The 23,603-nt window shown below is 51.0% G+C and carries 27 protein-coding genes; 3 read left to right on the plus strand and 24 right to left on the minus strand.

Annotation, left to right across the window (positions count from 1 at the left end; translation table 11 throughout):
* Positions 1-30: 30 nt before the first annotated feature.
* The 12 genes from fabF to rsmD form a co-directional block, all read right to left on the minus strand.
* The gene (gene fabF / locus NZD86_RS14345) at positions 31-1,275 is read right to left on the minus strand and encodes a beta-ketoacyl-ACP synthase II (protein WP_268042756.1); all 1,245 of its coding nucleotides are present in this window, start codon (positions 1,273-1,275) and stop codon (positions 31-33) included.
* A 70-nt stretch (positions 1,276-1,345) separates the two neighbouring features.
* Positions 1,346-1,585, minus strand: coding sequence for an acyl carrier protein (gene acpP, locus NZD86_RS14350; protein WP_268042757.1), 240 nt, complete (start codon positions 1,583-1,585; stop codon positions 1,346-1,348).
* 24 nt (positions 1,586-1,609) lie between these two features.
* Positions 1,610-2,359 (minus strand): 3-oxoacyl-[acyl-carrier-protein] reductase, encoded by a 750-nt coding sequence (gene fabG / locus NZD86_RS14355; protein ID WP_268042758.1) that lies wholly within the window; start codon positions 2,357-2,359, stop codon positions 1,610-1,612.
* Between the two features lie 10 nt (positions 2,360-2,369).
* Positions 2,370-3,311: an ACP S-malonyltransferase gene (gene fabD, locus NZD86_RS14360; protein ID WP_268042759.1), complete on the minus strand. Its 942-nt coding sequence runs from the start codon at positions 3,309-3,311 to the stop codon at positions 2,370-2,372.
* Between the two features lie 22 nt (positions 3,312-3,333).
* Complete coding sequence (locus NZD86_RS14365) at positions 3,334-4,323, minus strand: beta-ketoacyl-ACP synthase III (protein WP_326492570.1); 990 nt, start codon at positions 4,321-4,323, stop codon at positions 3,334-3,336.
* A gap of 26 nt (positions 4,324-4,349) precedes the next feature.
* Positions 4,350-5,342 (minus strand): phosphate acyltransferase PlsX, encoded by a 993-nt coding sequence (gene plsX, locus NZD86_RS14370; protein WP_268046885.1) that lies wholly within the window; start codon positions 5,340-5,342, stop codon positions 4,350-4,352.
* Positions 5,342-5,932: a transcription factor FapR gene (gene fapR / locus NZD86_RS14375; protein ID WP_326492672.1), complete on the minus strand. Its 591-nt coding sequence runs from the start codon at positions 5,930-5,932 to the stop codon at positions 5,342-5,344. The genes plsX and fapR overlap by 1 nt, the downstream gene beginning before the upstream one ends.
* 167 nt (positions 5,933-6,099) lie before the next feature.
* Positions 6,100-6,276, minus strand: coding sequence for a 50S ribosomal protein L32 (gene rpmF / locus NZD86_RS14380; protein WP_268042760.1), 177 nt, complete (start codon positions 6,274-6,276; stop codon positions 6,100-6,102).
* 36 nt (positions 6,277-6,312) lie between these two features.
* On the minus strand, positions 6,313-6,816 hold the full coding sequence (locus tag NZD86_RS14385; RefSeq protein ID WP_268042761.1) for a YceD family protein: 504 nt from the start codon (positions 6,814-6,816) through the stop codon (positions 6,313-6,315).
* 54 nt (positions 6,817-6,870) lie between these two features.
* Positions 6,871-7,653 carry a patatin-like phospholipase family protein gene (locus NZD86_RS14390; protein ID WP_268042762.1) on the minus strand — a complete coding sequence of 261 codons (783 nt, stop codon included), beginning with the start codon at positions 7,651-7,653 and terminating at the stop codon, positions 6,871-6,873.
* Positions 7,653-8,159: a pantetheine-phosphate adenylyltransferase gene (gene coaD / locus NZD86_RS14395; RefSeq protein WP_326492673.1), complete on the minus strand. Its 507-nt coding sequence runs from the start codon at positions 8,157-8,159 to the stop codon at positions 7,653-7,655. Before coaD ends, NZD86_RS14390 begins: the two co-directional genes overlap by 1 nt.
* Before the next feature lie 191 nt (positions 8,160-8,350).
* Complete coding sequence (gene rsmD / locus NZD86_RS14400) at positions 8,351-8,908, minus strand: 16S rRNA (guanine(966)-N(2))-methyltransferase RsmD (RefSeq protein WP_268042764.1); 558 nt, start codon at positions 8,906-8,908, stop codon at positions 8,351-8,353.
* A 369-nt stretch (positions 8,909-9,277) separates the two neighbouring features.
* Here rsmD and NZD86_RS14405 point away from each other — a divergent pair, with 369 nt between their 5' ends.
* Positions 9,278-9,898: a CBS domain-containing protein gene (locus tag NZD86_RS14405; protein WP_268042765.1), complete on the plus strand. Its 621-nt coding sequence runs from the start codon at positions 9,278-9,280 to the stop codon at positions 9,896-9,898.
* A gap of 30 nt (positions 9,899-9,928) precedes the next feature.
* Positions 9,929-11,311, plus strand: a complete 1,383-nt coding sequence (locus NZD86_RS14410) for an amidase (protein ID WP_268042766.1) — start codon at positions 9,929-9,931, stop codon at positions 11,309-11,311.
* Between the two features lie 58 nt (positions 11,312-11,369).
* Here the strand turns inward: NZD86_RS14410 and NZD86_RS14415 are convergent, their stop codons facing one another.
* The 6 genes from NZD86_RS14415 to NZD86_RS14440 all read right to left on the minus strand — a co-directional run bounded on the left by NZD86_RS14415 (position 11,370) and on the right by NZD86_RS14440 (position 17,512).
* The gene (locus NZD86_RS14415; protein WP_268042767.1) at positions 11,370-12,527 is read right to left on the minus strand and encodes a glycosyltransferase family 4 protein; all 1,158 of its coding nucleotides are present in this window, start codon (positions 12,525-12,527) and stop codon (positions 11,370-11,372) included.
* A 9-nt stretch (positions 12,528-12,536) separates the two neighbouring features.
* Positions 12,537-13,685 (minus strand): NAD-dependent epimerase/dehydratase family protein, encoded by a 1,149-nt coding sequence (locus tag NZD86_RS14420; protein WP_268042768.1) that lies wholly within the window; start codon positions 13,683-13,685, stop codon positions 12,537-12,539.
* A gap of 138 nt (positions 13,686-13,823) precedes the next feature.
* Complete coding sequence (gene asd, locus NZD86_RS14425) at positions 13,824-14,609, minus strand: archaetidylserine decarboxylase (protein ID WP_268042769.1); 786 nt, start codon at positions 14,607-14,609, stop codon at positions 13,824-13,826.
* Positions 14,610-14,771: 162 nt separating this feature from the next.
* Positions 14,772-14,972 carry an alpha/beta-type small acid-soluble spore protein gene (locus NZD86_RS14430; protein ID WP_268042770.1) on the minus strand — a complete coding sequence of 67 codons (201 nt, stop codon included), beginning with the start codon at positions 14,970-14,972 and terminating at the stop codon, positions 14,772-14,774.
* Positions 14,973-15,073: 101 nt separating this feature from the next.
* On the minus strand, positions 15,074-17,119 hold the full coding sequence (gene recG / locus NZD86_RS14435) for an ATP-dependent DNA helicase RecG (RefSeq protein ID WP_268042771.1): 2,046 nt from the start codon (positions 17,117-17,119) through the stop codon (positions 15,074-15,076).
* A gap of 39 nt (positions 17,120-17,158) precedes the next feature.
* Positions 17,159-17,512 (minus strand): Asp23/Gls24 family envelope stress response protein, encoded by a 354-nt coding sequence (locus NZD86_RS14440; RefSeq protein WP_268042772.1) that lies wholly within the window; start codon positions 17,510-17,512, stop codon positions 17,159-17,161.
* 191 nt (positions 17,513-17,703) lie between these two features.
* Here NZD86_RS14440 and rpmB point away from each other — a divergent pair, with 191 nt between their 5' ends.
* Positions 17,704-17,895, plus strand: coding sequence for a 50S ribosomal protein L28 (gene rpmB / locus NZD86_RS14445; protein ID WP_268042773.1), 192 nt, complete (start codon positions 17,704-17,706; stop codon positions 17,893-17,895).
* Between the two features lie 78 nt (positions 17,896-17,973).
* On the opposite strand, the gene spoVM is transcribed toward rpmB, so the two are convergent.
* The 6 genes from spoVM to rlmN all read right to left on the minus strand — a co-directional run bounded on the left by spoVM (position 17,974) and on the right by rlmN (position 23,598).
* Positions 17,974-18,057 carry a stage V sporulation protein SpoVM gene (spoVM, locus tag NZD86_RS14450; RefSeq protein WP_268046887.1) on the minus strand — a complete coding sequence of 28 codons (84 nt, stop codon included), beginning with the start codon at positions 18,055-18,057 and terminating at the stop codon, positions 17,974-17,976.
* Positions 18,058-18,197: 140 nt separating this feature from the next.
* A complete protein-coding gene (gene rpe, locus NZD86_RS14455) occupies positions 18,198-18,857 on the minus strand; it encodes a ribulose-phosphate 3-epimerase (protein ID WP_268042774.1) in 660 nt (219 codons plus the stop codon).
* Positions 18,854-19,723, minus strand: a complete 870-nt coding sequence (gene rsgA, locus NZD86_RS14460; protein WP_268042775.1) for a ribosome small subunit-dependent GTPase A — start codon at positions 19,721-19,723, stop codon at positions 18,854-18,856. Before rsgA ends, rpe begins: the two co-directional genes overlap by 4 nt.
* Positions 19,724-19,743: 20 nt before the next feature.
* Entirely contained in the window at positions 19,744-21,750 is a 2,007-nt protein-coding gene (gene pknB, locus NZD86_RS14465; RefSeq protein WP_268042776.1) for a Stk1 family PASTA domain-containing Ser/Thr kinase, read from the minus strand.
* Positions 21,744-22,508, minus strand: a complete 765-nt coding sequence (locus tag NZD86_RS14470; RefSeq protein ID WP_268042777.1) for a Stp1/IreP family PP2C-type Ser/Thr phosphatase — start codon at positions 22,506-22,508, stop codon at positions 21,744-21,746. Before NZD86_RS14470 ends, pknB begins: the two co-directional genes overlap by 7 nt.
* Before the next feature lie 40 nt (positions 22,509-22,548).
* Positions 22,549-23,598 carry a dual-specificity RNA methyltransferase RlmN gene (rlmN, locus tag NZD86_RS14475; RefSeq protein WP_268042778.1) on the minus strand — a complete coding sequence of 350 codons (1,050 nt, stop codon included), beginning with the start codon at positions 23,596-23,598 and terminating at the stop codon, positions 22,549-22,551.
* Positions 23,599-23,603 lie beyond the last annotated feature (5 nt).

Raw genomic sequence — 23,603 nt, forward strand, 5'->3', positions numbered from 1 at the left:
CTAGGACATGAATGTCCAGTGACTTGCTACTTATTGTTCCTCGTACTTCTTAAAAATCAAGGAAGCGTTGTGCCCGCCGAAACCAAAGGAGTTCGACATAGCGATGCGCGCATCACTCTTGCGAGCCACATTTGGCACATAGTCCAAATCACATTCTGGGTCTGGCGTTTCGTAATTGGTTGTAGGGGGAAGCATGCCTTCCATCAAGGTTTTGACGCACGCCACACCTTCCACTCCACCTGCCGCACCCAACAAATGACCTGTCATCGATTTAATGGAACTCATGGCCACCTTGTACGCGTGTTCGCCAAACACACGCTTGACGGCCAGCGTTTCGATACGATCATTAAAATCCGTTGACGTACCGTGTGCATTAATATAGTCCACATCGGTGGGTTCAATACCGGCGTCGGCAAGTGCAGCCTTCATGACACGCACAGCACCGTCACCATCCGGAGCCGGAGCCGTGACATGATACGCGTCGCCGGACATGCCGTACCCGATGACTTCTCCCAGGATTTTTGCACCGCGCGCCTGTGCTGACTCCAGAGACTCAAGGACCAAAATGCCGGCACCCTCGCCCATGACAAAACCATCACGGTCTTTTTCAAATGGTCGACTTGCATGCGTTGGATCGTCATTGCGAGTGGACAATGCCTTCATGTTGCTGAATCCAGCAAGCGCAATGTCTACGACCGCTGCTTCAGCACCACCTGCAACCATGGCGTCCGCGTCGCCTCGTTGGATGATCTTAAACGCATCACCGATGGCATGCGAGCCAGTCGCACATGCCGAAACTGGTGCACTATTGGGGCCGCGTAAGCCAAACTGAATGGACACCTGTCCCGTTGCCATGTCACCGATCATCATCGGAACTAAAAACGGGCTGACACGCTTCGGTCCACGTTCTAAGAGAACCTTGTAATTGCTGAGCGTCGTTCCAATTCCACCGATACCCGAACCGATGTAAACACCAATTCGATCACGGTTGTCGTCAGTAATTTCAATTCCTGATTGTGCAATGGCCTCGAATGCAGCGTACAGCGCATATTGAGTAAACAAATCCATGTGCCGAAGTTCTTTTTTATCGACATAGCGTTCGGGATCAAAATCGCTGACCAAACCAGCAATTTTTACAGGGTAATCTGTTGTATCAAAGCGATCGATCTCACGAATTCCGGATTTACCTTCCATAAGGCTTGCCCAAAATGTTGGTACATCTTTGCCTAGAGGCGTCACTGCGCCGAGACCAGTCACTACCACGCGTCGTTTCACGTTGTCACCCCCCTCTATATAACAGAAAGCCCCGGCTCACGCACGGGACTGTCCTGGAATCGATCAAGGTTTAGCCCTGGTGATTGCTGATGTATGTAACTACATCACCGACTGTGGCGATTTTCTCAGCATCTTCATCAGAGATTTCCAAGTCGAATTCATCTTCTAATTCCATAATCAGCTCGACGATATCCAAGGAATCCGCCCCAAGATCATCCTTAAAGGTGGCTTCCATCGTTACCTTATCTTCATCGACGCTGAGTCTGTCGACAATAATTTTCTTCACGCGATCAAATACGTCGTTTGCCATCCTCTCACCTCCTTCAGCAGTATACTACATGACCATGCCGCCGTCGATATTGAGTACTTGTCCAGTGATGTATCGTGCACCATCAGAGGCCAAGAACTGGACAGCGCCAGCCACGTCTTCTGGTTGACCAGCCCGACCAAGCGGAATACCAGTGAGCATTTGGCTGGTTACTACCTCGCCAAGGACATCTGTCATATCGGTCGCTATGTACCCAGGTGCGACGGCATTCACCGTGATATTACGAGATGCCAATTCTTTCGCAGCAGACTTCGTCAGCCCTATCATTCCCGCCTTTGCGGAAGAATAGTTGACCTGCCCTGCATTGCCGATGAGACCAACGACAGACGTGATGTTGACGATGGTGCCTTGCCGCTGTTTCATCATTGGGCGCGATGCTTGACGGATCATATAAAAAGCACCACGTAGGTTCGTGTTGATGACATCGTCCCAATCCGAATCTTTCATTCGTAAAATGAGTCCGTCCCGAGCGATGCCTGCATTATTCACCAAGACATCGATCCGGCCAAAAGCGGCAAGTGCTGCCTCCACCAAACGAGCAGCGTCCTTTGCATCACTCACGTCCGCTTGTTCAACGATGGCTTGTCCGCCAGCTGCTTCGATGAGCTGGGCCGTCTCCCTCGCCGCCTCTTCGCGACCTTGATAGTTGACGACGACACGCCCACCATCTGCTCCAAGCCGCACAGCGATTGCCCGCCCGATGCCGCGAGATGCTCCTGTTACAATTGAAACTTTGCCTTCCTTACCTTCTACCATGCTGCCCCCCCTAGTTGGTGAACAGTTGTGTCACCTCTTCGAGCGTAGAGTCATCTTCAACATGTGCAGTCGAAATCCCTTTATCAATTTTTCGAATAAGCCCAGATAAAACTGTCCCCGGCCCTAACTCAACGATTAAGTCGACCCCAAGAGACCGCATTGTCCTCACATCATCCGTCCAACGAACGGGAGAATATAATTGGCGCTTCAGTGCTTCACGAAGCTCGTCGGCACGCGTATGCGGCACGGCATCGACATTCGCAACAACAGGAATACGTGCATCCTTAATGTTCGTCTCGTCTAGCAATTTGCCAAATGAATCCGCAGCCGGGCGCATCAAACTACAGTGAAACGGACCACTGACGGTTAGTGGAATTGCCCGTTTTGCGCCCCGAGGTTTTGCCATCTCAGACACCTTCGCCACCGCATTTGCCGTGCCAGAGATAGCAATCTGGCCCGGACAATTCAAGTTCGCTAGTTCCACAACTTCCCCAGTGGATTCGCTGACTTCGCGACAGAGTGCGTCGAGATCGGCTTCGTCCATTCCTAGAATGGCAGCCATGGCACCAAGTCCCGCCGGTACAGCCTCATCCATCAGTTGACCACGGCGGTGAACGAGATACACTGCATCCTCAAAAGAGAGGGCATCAGCGGCGACAAGTGCACTATACTCCCCCAGGCTGTGACCAGCTGCTACGATAGGTGAAATATCAACCCGTTCTGCGAGAACGCGGTAAAACGCGACACTCGCAGTGAGCAAAGCAGGTTGAGTATAATATGTCAATCGAAGCTCTTCCTCTGGGCCTTCCAAACATAATTTTGTCAAACTAAATCCTAAACGCTCATCCGCCTCAGCAAATATGCGTCTCGCCGTTTCATAGTTGTCAATGAGCGACTTGCCCATTCCGACATACTGTGCACCTTGCCCAGGAAAGACTAGACCTGTCTTCATGTTGGACCCCCCTAAGCCAAAACTATAGGCGAATTGCCGCGGCACCCCACGTCAACCCTCCGCCAAAACCTACACACAGAACGGTGTCCCCTTCACCCACGCGCCCGGCTCGATAAAACTCATCCAAGGCGATAGGGATAGAGGATGCAGAAGTGTTCCCGTACTTTTTCAACGTCAATGCAACCCGGTCGTCCGGAATGTGAAATTTCCGGCGAGCTGCATCAATGATGCGCAGATTAGCCTGGTGCGGAACGTACAGCGCCACATCTTCCGGTGCTAAACCGCTTTGTTCAAGCACTTCTTCCGTTGCGCTCACCATCGCATTCACAGCAAATTTAAACGTATCCCGGCCCGCCATACCGATGAAATGCTCCCGGTTGGCTACCGTTTCGGCCGTCGCCGGGAAACGCGATCCGCCCGCTTTCAAGTACAACGCGTCCTTACCACTACCATCTGAGTGGATGGCGAATGATAAGACTCCCCGTTCTCCTTCTACGGGTCCCAAAAGAACAGCACCCGCTCCATCGCCAAACAGAACACATGTCGACCGGTCCGTGTAGTCCGTGATTCGCGACAACAAATCTCCTGCAGAAACGAGAATATATTTAGCGCGTCCGGCCTCAATCATTGAAGTCCCGAGCGATAAGGCATATAGAAAACCACTGCAGGCGGCGCTTAGATCGAATGCGCTCGCATCTGCACATCCCAAACGGTCCTGAACCAAGTTAGCAGTCGTAGGAAACATGTGGTCAGGCGTGACAGTTGCACAAATTACCATGTCTACGTCCCTAGCCTGCACACCACTCATCTCTAGCGCACGCTCACAGGCTTGAAAGACATAGTCCGACGTCGCCTCACCTGGTTCGGCAATGCGACGCTCCTCGATGCCCGTCCGTGTGACAATCCATTCATTACTCGTGTCAACCATTTTTTCCAAATCGCTGTTGGATAGGACACGTTTGGGTAAAGCGGAGCCAGTACCCAGAATGCCAGCTCTGATTCGCGCTGTCATGAAGTTCCTCCCTTAGGATCTCAATCTCACGTACGAACTTCCATCGCCGCCGTCAACTTCTCCAATACGTCGTTCGAAACGAACTTGCGACTATGTGCCAAGGTCATGTACCAAGCACGAGAATTACTGCTACCATGCGCCTTCATGCATCCACCATTGACACCGAGAAACGGTGCACCACCGTGTTCAGCCCAATCATATCGCTTTCTCAAGGCCTTCAGCTTGCCTCCGATTAATCCGGCAGCAATTTTTGACCGAAAATCCGAAGTTAATACTTCCTTAATTCCACTAAACAATCCAAGGCCAATTCCTTCTGCGAGTTTTAGGACAACGTTGCCAACGAACCCATCACAGACGACAACGTCAGCAATACCCGCCATCATCTCTCTCGCTTCCACGTTCCCGATGAAGTTCAACTTAGACTCAGACAGAAGGGTAAACGCCTGCTTGACGACTGCGTTCCCCTTCGAATCTTCCGTTCCCACATTGAGTAGTCCCAATCGCGGTTCACTGATGTCCAAAACGTGCTTTGCATACTCTGTCGCCATATATGCATACGTAAGTAAATTTTCCGCAGAAGCATCCATTGTCGCGCCCGCATCAAGTAACAATACTCCCTTGCCGTCAAACGTCGGCAACACCGGTGCTAAGGCTGGTCGCTCCACAGTCGGCAATCGACCGATAATGAGCATCCCTGCTGCCATGATAGCGCCTGTATTTCCTGCAGACACCATGACATCAGCTTCACCATTCGCAACCATTGTGGCCGCCATAACAAGCGAAGAATTCGGTTTGCGACGGACGGCCCGAACAGGCTCGTCGTCTCCCGAAATGACCACATCGGTGTGCTTCAGCGTCACGTTGTCCGGTATGGTTCCTTTCGCTGCCGCCATAATCTGTTGTTCGTCGCCAATAACGACGAAGCGCGTGTCCGTAAAATCGGCCGCCGCTTGGCTAACAGCTTCAACCGGTGCGTTAGGCGCGTAATCTCCACCCATCGCATCTACGACCATCGTGATCACCGAGCTTCCCCCTCATCCATAATTTCCGCCCCAAGGTTGGATGGATCTTTGTGAACCCATATGATCCCTTGGACGGCAATCTCCGAATCCACTTGGCTGATAGCACGACAACGTACCACATCGCCGTGTTCGCCAATCACATCAACCCGTGCACGCACTGAATCGCCCAGGTGCACTGGTCGATAAAACCGGAGTTCTGTCTTCGCTGTCACAGCAACATCCGCGTCCATCAGGGCAATCGCCAATGAATTGATCTGTGCGAACAAAACATGGCCTCGAACAATATTCGTCCGGCGGAACACGTGACTAGACACGACAGCCAGTTCCGACTCGGCATATCGATTCAATTCCAGCTTGACGAGTCGACCAATCAACTCTTGCTCGTCCAAGGAGCGTACGTCATCTTGCCTATCCGATGCAACACGGCGAATTCGTTCCCGCACTTCCGGAATGTGCAGGGCACTGCGGTCGAGACGAATGGTCGCCACACTGACCCCAAAACGCTCCGCCAATTGTTCATCGGTCGCAAACGGATTCTGCTCCAACAGGGCAACAAGGGCGTACCGTCGCTCAGATTTCTTCAGAATGAAAACCCTCTTTCAAGCCGAAACTTAGTACCTCATAATAATATATTGAATCAACATTCGAGTCTACGACCCTTTTCTGAGCGATTCCGCTGAAATTTGTCATTCCACGCGGCCCGTTATAAAAAGGACCGACCCGAAACCGGGTCGGTCACTTCATTGTATGAACCTTACTTAACTGCGAGAACCGTTCGTCCTTTATACGTACCGCAGTTTTTGCACGCATGGTGTGGAAGTTTGTATTCCCCACATTGCGGGCAAATCACCAAGGTTGGTTTTTCTAACTTAAAATGCGTTCTACGCAGACGTTTTCTCGTCTTGGAACTACGATGTTGTTGTACAGCCACAGCGGACACCTCCTTTACAGACTACCGCCCATCATCTTACTCTGAATCATCGTCCGAAAGCAAGTCTTTTAATGCAGCCAAGCGTGGATCAACTTTTCGAGTATCGCAACTACATGTTTGCTCATTGCGATTCCCGCCGCATTCCGGGCACAATCCTTTACAATCTTTCCGACAGAGAGGCTTATCGTCAACAGCTAGAAAAATGCTCTCCTCCAAATCTGACGTGAGGTCCAGAACGTCATCAGGCGCACGTTTGATCTCGTCGTCTGCTTGTACGTCATCCGTCGTGTAGGTAACTGACACACTTGTGGTCAATGGCCTATCAAAGTGCGTCAAACAACGACTGCATATATACGTGATCATCGTATTGATTTCGCCTTCAACCATGAGTAGGGGATCCGCCCAGGTAGCTGTTCCCTTGACATGAACTGGCCCAACATCGGCGATATCCACATCTTCACGAGCAATTCGTGGAAGACGGACCGTCTCGTCGAACTCAAGCTGTCCTTCTCGCTTAATCGATTTGATGTTTAACTGCATGAACCCCGTCCCCTTCTGTCCCATGCACGGTAACTCGTTGTCGAATTGTCAAACTTATTGGTGCTGAACTTTTTCTCCAAGCAATGATGTAATTTCAGGTATTCTGCGCACCGTTGCTTGGTACCCCAAGTCAATCGCTTCACCGGCCCGGGAAAATTGCGCAGTACCAATGTGTGATACCTCCGGCACAATGGTAATGGACGCCGTCTGGCTATCTGTGGCGTGAACTTGATCTTGCATGATCTCAAGACTTTGCATGATGACATCAATCATCGATCCCGGCACGGTACCTGTTGGCGTCATTCCGACATCCACACCAATGACCACATCCGCTCCAAGCTCCCACGCTGCACGCACAGGAACTCTGTCAAGTACTCCCCCGTCCACATAAACCGATCCATCTCGGATAAACGGAACAAAAGCACCCGGGATGGAAATACTTGCTCGTACAGCATCCGCAATGGAGCCGGAACGAAAGACGACACGCTGCCTGGATAGCAACTCAGTTGCAACGATGGCAAGAGGAATGTTTGCGTCCTCAATGCGGCCATTTCGGGTTAATAAGGCAACGACTTCCCGTACTCTGTCACCTTGGATCAATCCCATTTTTGGGACCGTGAAGTCAAGCCAAAGACGACGCTTCAGCGCAACCGCAATTCCTTCCATCATCCTGGGCGATGTCCCCATTGCATAACATGCGCCGACTAGACTGCCCATACTCGATCCGGCAATAGCGTGAATCGGTATATGGTGATCGGACAAGGCTGAGATGACCCCAATATGGGCAAAGCCTTTTGCCCCACCCGAGCCGAGAGCCAACGCAATACGCACATGCATCACCTCTTCACCTGAAACGGATTCTCCCCTAACCGATTACGGACTGCCTCGTTAACCTGTGGTGTAACAAACTGGGATATATCACCACCATGCATGGCTACGTCCTTCACCAAGGATGAACTGACAAATGAATACTTCGGTGTTGTTGGAAAGAATACTGTGTGATGTTGGGGATTGAGTGCCTCGTTCATGTGTGCCATCTGCATTTCCACCTGCAGATCGGAAGCATTTCGGATACCGCGAACGACCGCTTGGAATCCCTTGTCCAAGTAGTAATCAACCAGGAGTCCCGAAAACGAATCGACGCTCACGTTCGTCCACTCCTGAGTCGCTTGTCGGACCATTTCAATTCGTTCTTCAAGTTTAAATAAGGGCTGCTTGGACGGATTATGCATGACGGCGACAACGACTTCGTCGAACAAAACAACTGCATTTTTTAGGATGTCGAGATGCCCAAGCGTTATTGGATCAAACGTACCTGGATATACTGCACGAGGCACTACCATACATCTCACTTTCTCATCGTATAGAGGTCCCAAAAGGTTCACAGAACTCTCCTGGGCTTGCCCGGCCTTAACGGTCCCCACTGGGGACCAGGCCCCATCGCCGGGACGCCGTTCGCTCGGAAAAGTCGTACTCACGTACTCAAGTACGCTCCGTGCGCCTTTTCCGAGCAAACGGTGCCCCAGCTCGAGTCTTACCTGTGAACCTTTTGGGACTCCTTCGTATAGATACCTACAGCAATATCGCCATAGACCTTATATTTCACTTGAACAAGCCCATTTATTTCGTCCGGCAAAGAAACATCCTTGGGCATTTCACACAACACGCCGCCCGTAAGTGGAAAATCGCTCAACGACTGCATTACTGGCTCCCAAAGATGAGCTCGATAAGGCGGATCGAGAAAAATCCACGTCACTGAACCCACTTCGCTCGGAATACGCCGAATGGCAGACTTCCAATCACAAGACCAAACACGACTTTGTTCAAGTGCGCCAAGTCGCGTTAGATTGTCACGGATGACCGACACGGCCCGTCTATCTGCGTCCACGAAAACTGCAGATTCGGCCCCGCGGCTCAATGCTTCGATCCCGAGCGCCCCTGATCCCGCAAACAAATCGACAACGACACCCTCCAATTGATGCGGTAGCAAATTGAACATGGATTCTTTTACCCGATCCGTCGTCGGTCTTGTGTCCGACCCTTTTGGGGCTTTCAACATATGACTTTTCCACTTACCTGCAATCACACGCATGTTGTTCCTCTTCCTGTTTGACTCTTCAGTTGTTATTTTTCACTGTAACACACGACTCGAACCTCGTAAAAGGAAGAAAGCTTGCAATGTTTCGCAAGAAATTAGGTATGCCTGTCGTCACTTTCGTCGATACTAGGATTAAGCAACGGCGATAGCTGTTGTAGGCAACCGTGCGTGAAGAGAAAGGTGTCCCCATCCACTCTTCATCCGGTTTCTCCTCTCCCAGAAACGTGCTAACCACGATGGAAAGCACAAGAAACCCACGCGTACCCGGGCGTGGGTTTCTTCATTTGCACACATCAAAAGTAAATCTCCCTATAACCCAGCCATCGTAGTATAATTTCACCAAAGTATGGGGGTGGAGATTTCGTGTTTATTCGGAACTGCTTAACACCACTGAACGAATTGACATCAATTCATCCAGACGAGCAAATAGAAACAGCACTCGTAAAAATGTCGAAGCATTTAAGCTTGCCCTGTGTGGACAAAAATGGATCGTTTGTTGGCATTGTCAGTAAACGTACCGTGTTCGAAGCATTTGAACAGGCAAACCCCATGACCTTCACAGAATTCAAACAGCAACCGATTTCACAGTGTTTGCTACGTGACGTCCCAACCTTAACCCTAAACGACCACTTTGAAGACACAATTGCAATCATTATTAAAATTCCATTTGTACCTATAGTCGACGACGGCAAACTGCTTGGGATCGTCAAGCGAAGCGCCGTTCAAAATGCACTGTCTGTTGCATTTGCCTCGAATGTGGATGCGGATCGATTATTCCTTGGTGTACCCGAAGTGGAAGGTGCATTTGAACGACTCTTTAACATCACCCATCGGCTCGGCCTGAGTGTCGTGACATGTGTACCGTTCGATGCTGGTGAGAACTTGAATCGTCGCGTCATTTTGAAAGTCACCAAGTCACCACGATTACAAGAGTTGGTGAGCCAATTAGAGCGGGCTGGGATGCTCGTCATTCAAGTAAATTAACGACGATTTTCAGAGGAGCGTTCGACCCACATGTCCGTGAAACATTTGCCGACCTCGCTCCTAGCGTGGCAGGAGATATTCCATGGAGCGCGCTGTTCGGCTGTTGACGTAACCGCGTCCTACCTTAGGCGGATCGAAGAATTGAATACATCATTGAACGCTTATCTTACGGTCTGTGCAGACCGTGCACGACAAGCGGCATCGAGCATTGACTTTATGCGCGAGCACCACCCGGCCGGGCTGGGCCCCTTGGCAGGCGCGCCGGTATCCATCAAGGACTTAATTGACACGAATTTTGCCCCCACCACCTATGGTAGTCGCGTTTACCTCGACAAGCGTCCGAGTGAAAACGCCGTAGTGGTGGAGCGACTGGAGCGCGCACACGCAATAATCCTCGGCAAGACCCACTTACACGAATTTGCATACGGGATCACAAATGAAAGCGAACACTTTGGTCCAGCGCGCAATCCAGTGGATGTGTCGCGGATGACCGGTGGATCGAGCGGCGGTAGTGCTGCGTCCGTTCGATCTAACATGGCACTTGCAAGTGTCGGTACAGACACTGGTGGGAGCATTCGGATTCCAGCATCCCTAACGGGCATCGTGGGGTTCAAGCCAAGCCACGGCCTTGTCCCGACGGCGGGTGTCTATCCACTGGCTCCATCGCTCGATCACGTCGGTCCACTCACCCTTACGGTCACGGACGCGGCCCTATTGGTCGATATCATGGCAGACCTCCACGGCAATCAGTCTTTGGTCGAGCGCATCAATCGTTGGCCGGTTCCCTCCTCGCCGATTCGTGTGGGCGTGCCAAAGCAATTGATCGAACGGTTCGCAACAACTGAAGTAGCGAACGCCTTTCAAACTGTACTGAGTGCATTGGAACGAGCGAATTACGTGCAAGTGGTCAAATCTATCGACTTTGACGAAGACGACGTTGCGACGCACCAATTTGCAATCATGAGTGGTGAAGCCGCAGCGGTCCATGCAAACCAACTTAAGTCGATGTTTGACCTCTACAGTGTCGATGTCCGCGAGCGCCTTCAACACGCTCAACAAGGCACAACCACGCAAGCCTATATGCGAGGTATCGCCTTTCAGAAGGTCTTCCGCAGCCTAGTGGATGATTGGCTGCGAGACGCCGACGTGTTGATGTTGCCGACAACGCCCGTTGCAGCTCCCTTGCTAGGGACGGTTACGATCACTGTGTCACAGGGCGATGAACACGACTTACGCTCCCTCATGACGAGATTCACCAATCCGTGGAACCTGTCCGGGGTCCCTGCCATCTCCCTCCCAGCAGGGGCGATAGATGGTCTCCCATTCGGGCTGCAATTGGTCGGTCGATACGGCCACGATGCGGAATTGCTGTGGCGAGCGAAGCACGTTGAAACACTTCTGGCAAGCATGTGATACAAAGACATAAACAAGGCGCACCCGACAATGGATGCGCCTTGTTTATGGTCCTCTACTATGGTCGAGAGCTCGATGAAACGGGCTGGGATAAAATCCCGTGTGCCTTGCACACCGACTCGTAGTGTCGCAACAATTGCTCGCTGGGTCCCCGCCAATCCAGTGTCCTAGCAATCTCGAGACCGCGATTTCTCACCACTTCACGACGGGCTTCATCATGAATCATGTCCTTCACCAACTGAATCATCGACTCAGTGGATGAAGAGTCGAAGATAAACCCCGCCTTCCCCTCCTCGAGAACCTCTCTCGTCGGCGGGCTATCCGCCGCAAGAACGGGCAATCCGGTGGCCATGGCCTCGAACAACACCAGACCAAGCGTTTCTGTCGTTGACGGAAACAAAAATGCATCCGCTGAAGCGTACGCCGTTGCCAACTCAGTGCCGTGCATATAACCCGTAAAATTGGCAGTTGTACCCGCAAAGATACGCTCTAGGTCTGGTCGATAGGGCCCATCACCCACAATCGCCAAGTGAAGGTTTGGAATGGCATCCAGGCAGGGTCGGATTCGCTCGATGTTTTTCTCCGAAGCAAGTCGACCAACATAGAGAAGAACCGGATCACCTACGCCTGCGCCTGGCGCAAGCCGACTTCGCATTTCCTCGGATCGTGACGCCTTTTGAAAAACCTCCACATCGACTCCGCGCTCCCACAACCCCAGATTTCGAAAACCTTGCTTATCCAATTCGTTCATGGTTGCTCGGGACGTGGCCAGGTTTAAGTTTGCCCGGTTGTGCAGGGTTCTGAAGTACCACCAAAGAGCGGGCTCGAGGAAGTTTAACTTATAGTGACGTGCATACGCGGGAACATTTGTGTGATACGACGCAATCAGGGGCAGGTGATAACGCCATGCGTAATAGATGCCTCCAATGCCGAGAAAGGCCGGATTGACCGAATGGATCAAGTCCGGCTGAAACTTCCTGAGATGGCGTCCAATCCTTGGCAACGGAAGCGAAAACCTCTTTTCCGGATAGAGGATGAACGGCATAGCAGGAATTCCCACGATGGTCGCGGAGGCATACTTCTCCGGCGCACCAGATGGAGCGAACAGCAGCACCTCATGCCCCTCTTCTTCAAGGTGTTTCAAGGTGGCACACAAGCGGGTCACAATCCCATCGGTCGACGGTAGAAATGTCTCCGTAAACATCGCAATTCTCATTTGAAAACCTTACCTCCAGGTTGCATTTGGGCGGATTACATTGAAATCCACACGATCACGGTACTGTTGGGCCGTCTCGATCAAACCCTGAATCAAGTCATCCGACAACAGATGCGGTTGAAGTCCCAAATCGAGCAGTTTCGTATGAACTGCATGATAGTAGTGCTCCTCTTTTTCCACACGCGGGTTCTCAAGATGCGCTATGTTCGCATCAATATTCATCCTTTGTGCGACCGCCTGTACGCGTTCTGCCAGTTCCAAGACGGAGAATTGCTCCGTAAATTGGTTGAAGACACGGAACTCACCGCGATCGGCTGGGTTGAGCGCTGCCAACTCTACGCATTGAAGCGTATCACGAATATCCAGGAACGCCCGAGTTTGTCCACCCTTACCGTATACAGTCAATTCATGTCCCACAGCTGCTTGAATGCAGAAGCGATTCAGTGCTGTACCAAACACGCCATCAAAATCAATGCGATTGTGCAGCTTCTCGTCCAGTTTTGTTTCGTCTGTCCAAAGGCCGTAAACTACACCCTGATTCAAGTCCGTTGCTCGGATTCCCCAGGACCTGCAGGTGAACTGAATGTTGTGGCTATCATGTACTTTTGAGAGGTGATAGAAGGAAAACGGCTGCTTGGGATATGGCAACACGTCTTCGCGCCCTTTGTGGACAATGCGAATATATCCCTCTTCGATGTCAATGTTTGGCGTTCCATACTCACCCATTGTACCCAACTTAATGAGGTGGCAATCTGGGGTGATTTCTTTCATCGCAAACAGAACGTTCAAGTTACCCACGACGTTATTGACCTGTGTGAAGACAGCATGTTCGCGGTCAATCATCGAATAGGGAGCCGAGCGTTGTTCTGCATAGTGTACGAATGCTTCCGGTTCAAAGTCTTTGAAAATGTGCTCGACAAAGTCATAGTCCTGCAAGTCTCCAAGATAAAACTTGATGGACTTGCCAGACTTCTCTTTCCACGTAGCCAGGCGCTCATCCATTGAAGCAATCGGCGTTAACGACTGTGTCCCGAGTTCTTTGTCCCATTCTCGACGGATTAGGTTATCAACAATGGCGACTTCATGTCCTTTTTGCGAAAAGTACAGTGCTGTCGGCCATCCACAAAAACCGTCACCACCGGCGATCATAATTTTCACGTTGACGTTTCACCCCAACAATTCGTATGTAGACCTTATTCTATTCCTAGTACAATGTACAAGTTTTCATGCATACGGGCAAGTCCAGAGAGCCGACTGGAACGGATTCCAAGTTCCACACTCCCCAGATCATGTCATTCATTCCACATTTGCGATGGTTTGTCCCATACGAACGGAATCACCCGTTTGAACGCGCCATGTTATCTGTGACACGGGAGGAAACAACAGCACAACAGTCGATCCCAACGCAAAGAAACCCACTTCATCTCCACGCCGAAACGACATGTCGCAAGGAGAACTGAGGACCGGCCCACGACCTCTATCACGACTGCTTCTGGCCTCAGCGTATGGGGCGACCACCGTTCCAACCCCTGCTGCGCCAACTTTTACCATAATAAACGGCCCAACGTTTGACTCAAAATAAGTTACAAGTCGTTCATTCCGGACGAATAAACGCGATATATGTCGAATACCGTGTTTGTTCACAGGGAATAGGGTCCCTGGAACATGTCGGTAAAGCCTTGCCTGACAGTCAACAGGGGCGTGAATGCGATGATAATCACGAGGGCTGAGATACAACGTGATGTATTGGCCGCCAGCGTACGCCTTGGCAGCCAAATCATCCCCGAGGAGCTCTACCAGTGAATACGTCATACCTTTGATTTGGAGTAGCTGCTGTCCGTCTAACGTGCCCATTGTACTGACCGTTCCATCAACTGGAGAAACGATCCCAGTTGAAATGAACCTTGCTGCCGGACCGAGTTTACGTGAGAAAAACTCGCCAAGCGTTTCATATTCAGACATGGGCTTTTCTAACTCGTCCTCGGAAATATGAAAATGATTTGCATACCAAGGAATAAACTTCTTACTAATCCGTGTACCTACTAGTTGACCAAGTAGCCTTGTATACGTTCTTTTTGGCATGAGCCAGAGTAACCATTTTATTGGACGTAAGTTCATAATTCCCTCAATTTTACACGACGTCTACCGCAAATATAGGAGTTTTTATATCTGTTGTCTAGGCCCGCATGGCCAACTAAAACAAAAGAGCTGGCACGTTGCCAGCCCTTTTGTTTCACGTCAACCTTAACGGCCAGATAGTTGCTGTTCTGCGAAAGCCACCAAACGCTTCGTGATTTCACCACCGACAGAACCATTCAGGCGCGATGCGGTTTCCCCGCCTAACTGCACACCGAACTCAGAAGCGATTTCGTACTTCATTTGGTCAAGAGCCTGGCTTGCACCAGAAATCAAATGGTCTCTGTTTCCACCGCTGTTATTCGACATGCCATTTCACCTCCCCGTTTCGTGGTACACCTATTATGTTCGAATCGAGGGGAATTATAATTGCCATTTTCGACCATGTTCGACACATTGTGAGCGTTTTTTCAGTCTCGATAAAACGCTTGTTCGGGTAAGCTGGAGATTGCATCGCGCAACGGTTCATAGCTCGGCGTTAGCCAAAACTCGTCCGACTGAAGCATAGCCGTTGCCTCTTCTCGCGCAACGGTCATGATGTTTTGGTCGCGCACGATATCACCAACAGCAAACTGTGGTAACCCACTCTGTCGAACACCGAGAAACTCACCGGGTCCTCGTAATTCCAGATCCTTTTCGGCTATGGCAAATCCGTCTTGAGTCTGTACCATCGTTTGAATGCGAGCCTTCGCCGTTTCATTTCCCGCTTCAGCGAGAAGGACACAAGTGCTTGCTTCCTTCCCGCGACCAACCCGTCCACGTAATTGGTGCAACTGGGCAAGTCCAAACCGTTCAGCGTTATAGATGACCATGACAGTGGCGTTAGGGACATCTATACCGACCTCAATGACGGTTGTAGAAACCAAAACATGTATCTGTCCGTCACGGAAGGCACGCATAATGTCTTCCTTTTCTTTGGCAGACATTCGCCCATGTAATAAACTTACAGAAAACCCAGCGAGCTTGTCAGTTAAACGGTTGAACACATCGGTTACAGCCGCCGTCTCCAACGTCTCCGACTCCTCGATGGTTGGGGCAACAATGTATGCTTGCTGCCCCTGGGCCAATGCACGCCGAACAATGCGTATAGCCTCTTCTTCACGACTCATGGAATAAGCAACAGTCTTAATGGGCTGGCGGCCCCGTGGAAGTTCATTCAGCACGGAAACGTCAACGTCTCCGTAGACAGCAAGTGCCAACGTTCGCGGAATTGGCGTAGCAGACAACATCAATACATCAGGGGATTCCCCCTTCGTTCGCAGAACAGACCGTTGTGAAACACCAAATCGATGCTGTTCGTCTGTTACGACTAGGCCCAGCTTTGCAAACAAAACGTCATCCGTCAGTAGGGCATGTGTCCCCACCAAGACATCGACTTTGTGCTCAGCCAGGTCCTGCAACGTACTTGTCCGTTCTCTGGTAGAAACGCTTCCGGTCAACAACCGCGCTTCCATACCGAAGGTCGACAAAATCCGGCACGCTTCACGGTAGTGCTGCTCAGCCAAAATTTCCGTCGGCGCCATCAGCGCTGATTGATATCCAGCCGAATACGCCGTATAGCAAGCAAACAGCGCAACCCAGGTCTTTCCGGAACCAACGTCCCCTTGCAGCAGACGAGCCATCATTTTCGTTCCGCGAAGGTCACGCGCTATTTCCTCACATGCCCTGCGCTGCGCCTCTGTCAAGGCAGCGGGCAATCGCGATACAAAAGTGCCTAGCACATCGCCAGGGACCCGCTTCTCAATTCCTTTTGGCTCATGGCGATGCTGTCTAAACCAATGCAATTGAAGTTGAAACATGAGGAATTCTTCAAATGCGAGTCGTCGTCTGGCTTGACGAAGATCTTCAGCATCCACCGGACGATGCATGGCTTTGATGGCATCTCTAAGTGGCCGCAGTCGATATTTTTGGGTAAGAGCATAGGGTAATCGTTCTGGGATGTCGTTGTAATGACGTTCGATAGCCTTCATAATCAATTGATGAAGTTGACGTGACCCAAACGCTTTACTCGCGTGATAAACAGGAAGGAACGGGACATTGGCACGTTGCACTTCGGATGCATCAAAAGACGTTTCACTGACAACAATGAGCCGTTTTTGCGCATTCCATTTGCCCGTGATCGTAATCACTCGTCCGTCAGTCAGTCTTGATTTTAAATAATGTTGAGAAAACCAAGTTCCCAGGACGAGATTCTGCCCGTCGACACGAAGACGGGCTGACATCATTGATTTCGAACCACGCCAACGAATTGTAGCCGTTCCGTCAAGGGTGGCACGGACCGTAATCCGCTCGCCGTCCTGCCATGCCGCTAGAGGTTTGATACGGCGGTCCTCATACCGAAATGGGAAGTAATGAAGCAAATCATCAATGGTATGAATGCCGAGGGCTGCCAACGTCACTTCTTTCGCCGGTCCTACACCGGGCAGCCCTCGAACGGAAGCATGATCTAAATTCAAAGTAAAAACACTCCAGAAACCAACTGATGTCGACAGCGATCAAAATTTAACACCTTGTACATAGATATTAATAGTGGACGCATCAACGCCTATGGTATCCGACAGTACATAGTGAACCTTCTGCCGGATGGTTTGTGCTGTCTCGTAAATGTTGACCCCGTAGTTGACAACTATAAACAAATCCACATGGACGTCGTCTGCGTTGATCCGAACCTCCACGCCGCGACCAGGATTTTCGCGTCCGAACACCTCTGTGAGCCTATCGACTACCTGGCGCCTGGATGTCATGCTGGCCAGTCCCTCACATTCCATTGCGGCGAAGCCCGCACTTGTTGCAATGACTTCCTCGGAAATGGAAATATGCCCGTATTGCGTCTCAATTGTCTTCGGCATGGGAGCCCTCCCTATCCAGATACCCGATTATCCGTGTTTCGTTTATTGTACTATAAACATGCACGTCCTCAAAAGCATAGTTGCGGTAACTGATTTGGTGTGCTAAACTACACGAGGTCAATTTCGGCGAGTGTTTTGTTTTATTAACCCGAAAAAATACGAAAAACAATCGTGGTCAAGGAGGTGTTCGCATGGCAAGACGATGTGAAGTTTGCGGACGTGGACCTCAGGTGGGCAACAAGGTTAGCCACTCGCACATGTTAAGCAAGCGTCGTTGGCTCCCTAATATCCAACTGGTGCGTGCCAACGTTAACGGAACTGTGAAACGAGTTCGCGTGTGCACGCGTTGTTTGAAAGCAGGCAAGGTCAAGCGCGCCATATAATTGACGTCTTATACAGAAAAAAAGCACCTGTGAAGGTGCTTTTTTTCTTTGCTGCGATTGAAGGTGTAGGAACAAAGATTAAGCGTCTTTGGTAAAAGTGCCGAGGACTGCCTTTACGATGCCACCCAGAAATCGCGGCAGCTTGATGGTATAAAATTTCAAGACCACTTTCCCCCCTCGTCCAACCTGCACCACACCAGACTAACGGCTGGGCAAGTGCCTCTGTCGATAACTATGTATATTCGCCAATTGTCGAAATGTGCTGAGACAAGGCTAAATTCATAGGTACGGTGGTCAAATAGTTAACCGACGGCTGCTCGCAAGGCATCTATAGCAGCCTTTCGATTGTCCTCGCCAAATATCGCTGAACCTGCAACGAAAATATCTGCGCCAGCACCTCGTGCGCGTTGGATCGTCGACGCGTTAATTCCACCATCCACTTCGATCGGAACGTCCCCATGGTTGGACCGAATAAGCCGCTCCCGAGCCGACCGAATTTTTTCAATGGTGGCCGGGATAAAGATTTGTCCGCCGAAACCAGGGTTAACCGTCATTATGAGTAAAAGATCAATCATATCATCAACGTATGTCAGCCCGTCCAGCTCCGTGGCCGGATTGAGCGCCAGACCCGCTTTCACACCCTGTCCACGGATCATTTGAAGGGCGCGGTGAACATGAGGCGTTGCCTCTTTGTGTATCGTAATGATATCTGCACCGGCGTCAGCAAAGGCGGGAATGACCTGTTCAGGAGACTGGACCATCAAGTGAACGTCAAGTGTGCACGAGAATCGTGATCGGAGGACACTGACAACCTGTGGCCCCATGGTTATGTTCGGGACAAAATGACCATCCATCACGTCAATATGAATCCAGTCACAACCAGCTTCTACGACACTCTCCACCTCGGCAGCAAGTTTGCCAAAGTCAGCAGACAGGATAGATGGGGCAATAACAACGTTCAATACATGTTCTCCTCCCGTTCACGGATTTCATGATACATTTGTTGATAACTATCATATCGCGACTGTGCGATTTCTCCTCGTTCAACAGATGCTCTTACAGCGCACCCTTCCTCATCAAGATGCGAGCACCCTCTGTAGGCGCAATTTACCTTTTGAAATTCCGGAAAAAAAGTACCTAACTCACGAGCTGGTACGCTGAGTTGAAGCTGACTGAAACCTGGTGCGTCGGCCAACCACGTTTCATGATCCAACTGAAACAATTCCACGTGGCGGGTCGTCTGTCGGCCACGACCGATCTTCTCGCTCACCGCACCCATTTGCAACTTGAGACCGGGCGCTACCGCGTTAGCGAGCGTTGATTTACCGGCTCCTGAGGGGCCTGCGAAGACATTGATCCGCCCCTGCATGAGTGTCCGAACTTGTTCCACACCCTCACCCTGTTTGGCGGAGATGGCAAGCGTTTGAAAGCCGCATTTCCGATACAGAGAAGACACCGCCTCGACAAATGATGGTTCTGCGAGATCGGCCTTAGTAAACACAATAGAAGGCTTCACACCTGCAATGAGTACCGACGTGATGGTCTTGTCGAGCATGAGTGGAGTCAAATCAGGTGTAACAAAGGAGAACACGACAAGGGCGTGATCGGTATTGGCGATAGGAGGACGCACCAGTTCGGACGATCGGGGATGAACAGATACGACGACACCCTCTTGCGATCCCATCGGCTCATATTCGACAATATCGCCTACGAGTACTGTCACACCCTGCTTCTTGAACACACCCCGCGCACGGCAACGACGGGTTACCTCGCCGTCGTTGACGTCAAAAAACCCGCTGATAGCCCGAATCACACGTCCCGTTGCCACACAAGTCCTCCTCGCGCCATTTACCCTTGGACCGGGTAATTGTAAGCCAGTTTGCCGTTCTCGTACACTTTTATGTCACCCTTTTGTCCCGCGTTCAGATATACGGTTTCCTGCCAGCTCGTTTTCTTGTGGATTGTTTGGTCTACGACCACCTGGTTGGTTCCACGCGCGTCGTCGATGACAATTTGAACATGAATTGGCGGTCCCTTCGGCGCATCCACAGAAATGGTTTCAGGGTACGGTTGGGCGTTTGTCGTGTTAGCACCTGTCCCGTTACCTGTGCCATTAGAGGTCGATCCGCCATTGGCAGTTCCATTATCCGTGCTGTTTTCTGTGCCAGCACCGTTCGGATTATCCGCCACGTCCAGATTGACAGCGGAGCCTGTTGGGACTGTCTGGCCTTCCTGGTACGGGTAGATGTAATAGACCTGCTGGTCAGCCATATTACTCATCTGCTTATGCGTCACCTGGCCGACCTGGAGACCGGCCGCTTCCAGGGCTTTGACGGCATCAGCGTACGACTTCCCTAGAACGTTTGGGACAGTAGTCGTCTGCTGTACGCTCACAGTGAGAACGATCTTCGCATCCGTAGACACTTGATTTCCCGCAGCGGGTGACGTGGAAATCACTTGACCCGTCGGGACGGTTGTACTTTGCTGCTGCTGCTCACTGATATTGTTCGCAGAAAACCCCGCTGTGACCAACGTTTGCTTTGCTTGGTCAGCGGGCTGACCTGTCACATCCGGCATGGAAATCTGCGGAGCACCTTTGCTGACATAAAGTGTGATTTCCCGCGTCTTTTTCACTTCTGTGTTGCCAGTGGGCGATTGGTCATAGACAATACCCTTTGGTTTGTTGCTATTCGACTCGTATTTCTCTTGAATCTGATTCGGGCTGAATCCCGCTTGCACAAGCGACTGCATGGCCGTATTTGCCGGTTTGCCAACGACCGACGGCAGTGGTAGGTTTGGAACCTTCACCAGATTGGTCACGATGGCTATGGCGGCATATCCACCCGCTCCAAGCGCAGCGACGGCCACAGCAACAATCCCAGTGACCTGAGCTACTTTCCGCCATCGCTTCACAGGTTTCGTCGACTGCCGCAATTGTGAGGAGACCTCAGAAAACCCCTCACCAACAACGGGAACGGCAATGGTTTCGTCGTTGTAGTCTTGGGGCATCTGAAATTTGGGCACGTTCGGATGCTCCAAAGCTTCATCTAAATCTGCCTTCACTGCGGCCATGTCTGGATAACGGCCCTCTGGTGTCTTGACCATACATCTTAAAACAACGTTTTCCACGCTCTGTGGAATCGATTTATTCAACTCTCGCGGTTCCACAAAGGGTTCGCGAAGATGTTTAAGCGCAACACTGACGGGTGACGATCCGCTAAACGGTAAGCTCCCCGTCAACATCTCGTACATCACTACACCGAGCGAGTAAATGTCACTCTTCGCATCCGTCTGTGCACCGCGTGCCTGTTCTGGAGAAAAATAGTGTACGGAACCGAGGACCGAGGTCGCCTGTCGATCTGTAATGGTGTTGCCCGTCACCGCTCGCGCGATACCAAAGTCAGCCACTTTGACGACACCAAATTTATTCACCAGGATGTTATGTGGTTTCACATCTCGGTGAATAATGTGCTCAGTGTGCGCATGAGACAACGCTGCACAAATTTGTTTTGTGATATCGAGAACCTCGTTAACGGGAAGTGGTGCCCGCTTGACAATGATGTCCTTCAGTGTCGGCCCATCCACATACTCCATTACGATGTAGTATTCTTTCTCGGCAACTCCGACATCATATACATTGACGATGTTTGGATGCGACAAGCGCGCAGCGGCCTGCGCCTCTTGGCGAAATCGGGAAACAAACTCGTCATCTTCCGCGAACTGGCTTCGCAGCATTTTAATCGCCACGACTCGATCCAATAGCGTGTCCACGGCTCGGTAGACAATGGCCATGCCGCCTCCACCGATAGGCTCTTGAAGTTGATAGCGTCCACCTAACACGCGCGCTGTCAACATTCGTCACGCTCCTCTCGGTGAACCGCGATGAGCGCAGTCACATTGTCAGACCCGCCCCGTTCTAGCGCCAGGTTTATCATTTCGTCGACGACAAGTCCCAAGTCGGCCATGTCGCGAGATGATTGAGCCCTGCGCAGGAATTGAGATAATTCAGCGTCCTGCACTAGATTCGTCAATCCGTCAGAACAGAGTAGGATGACGTCCCCAGGATGCCACGGAACACTGTTTACGTCCGGCATACTTCGCGGTTCAGTGCCGAGCGATCTCGTCACAATGTTGCGTTGTGGGTGAACTTTTGCTTCATCTTCCGTCAACTGACCCCGTCGAACCAACTCTGCGACAAGGCTGTGATCCCTTGTCACTTGCCTCAAGTCACCGTCTGGCGTCATGAGGTACGCCCGACTGTCTCCCACGTGGGCAAAGTGTATCTGCTGTGCATCGGCAAGCGCGCAGACGATAGTTGTCCCCATACCGTGGTAAGACGAATTCCCCATGGCCTTCTCATAAATCGCTTCGTTGGCATGGTGAATAGCCGCTAACAACACGTCGGACGGGTCGTTCTCGGCATCATCATGTTCTTTTATATATGAACTGACGTGTTCTACAGCAAGTTGGCTTGCCACATCGCCGGCGGACGGGCCACCCATTCCATCTGCTACAAGAAACAGTTCACCAGCGACAAGATCGGGTACAATGATGTAACCGTCTTGGTTCATCCTTCGGACTAATCCAATGTGAGACTTTGCAGCGTACAACATTCAATGAACACCCCTGTACGTCAAAGACACCCTTACAACATTACTGAGCCTGCTTGTTCATATGTTGAGCGCGCAACTGCCCACATGCGGCCGCAATGTCGTGCCCCATTTCGCGACGGATTGTCGCGTTCACTCCGTATTCTTGAAGTGCATTCCAAAACGCATAAATCTGCTTCTTCGGCGTCCTGTCGTAATTTCGCTCCGGAACGTAATTGACCGGGATCAAATTCACGTGACAAGGAAGCCCCCTGAGCAAATCCGCCAATTCCTTCGCATCCTCGAGCGTATCGTTTTTACCCCCGACAAGAGCATATTCGAAGGAGATTCGCTTGCCGGTTTTTTGATTGTAATAATGACATGCATCCATCAGCTTGGCAATCGGATAAGCTTTGTTAACCGGCATCATCGATGAGCGACGTTCATCATTGGCGGCGTGTAAGGACACAGCCAAGGTAATGGGTCGACCCTCATCAGCGAGACGCTTGATTCCCGGAACCAAACCGACGGTAGAAATGGTGATATGCCTTTGTCCAATGCCCAGGCCCTTGGGATCACTTACAATGTCGATAAACTTCATCACCTGTTCATAGTTGTCCATCGGCTCGCCAGAACCCATCAAGACAATGGACGAGACGCGTTCACCAGACGGATCGAGTAACCGTTGACTAAAGAGCAACTGCTCGACCATTTCACCGGCCGTCATATGGCGAATCATACCGCCCAAAGTTGACGCGCAAAAAGTACAACCCATTTTGCAGCCAACTTGAGACGAAACACAAACGCTATTCCCGTAATTGTGTTGCATGAGAACCGTCTCGACCGTAACGTTGTCCGGCCAACCGAGCAGGAACTTTGTCGTCGGATCCACTTTCGAAGCTTGATGGGTCACTTCCTCCGCTGTTCCCAATCTGCAAGTCTCTTCGAGTTTAACACGAAGAGACTTCGGTAAATTGGTCATTTCTTCGAACGTCGTAACTCGTTTCTGATACATCCATTCGAACAGCTGTCTCGCACGGTAAGCAGGTTCCCCGAACTCTTCCTGTAACCACTCCGTCAGTTCCGCTAATCTGAAATCATATAAATGGACCATCCAGG

This window comes from Alicyclobacillus dauci (assembly GCF_026651605.1).
In the GTDB taxonomy this organism is placed as follows: domain Bacteria; phylum Bacillota; class Bacilli; order Alicyclobacillales; family Alicyclobacillaceae; genus Alicyclobacillus; species Alicyclobacillus dauci.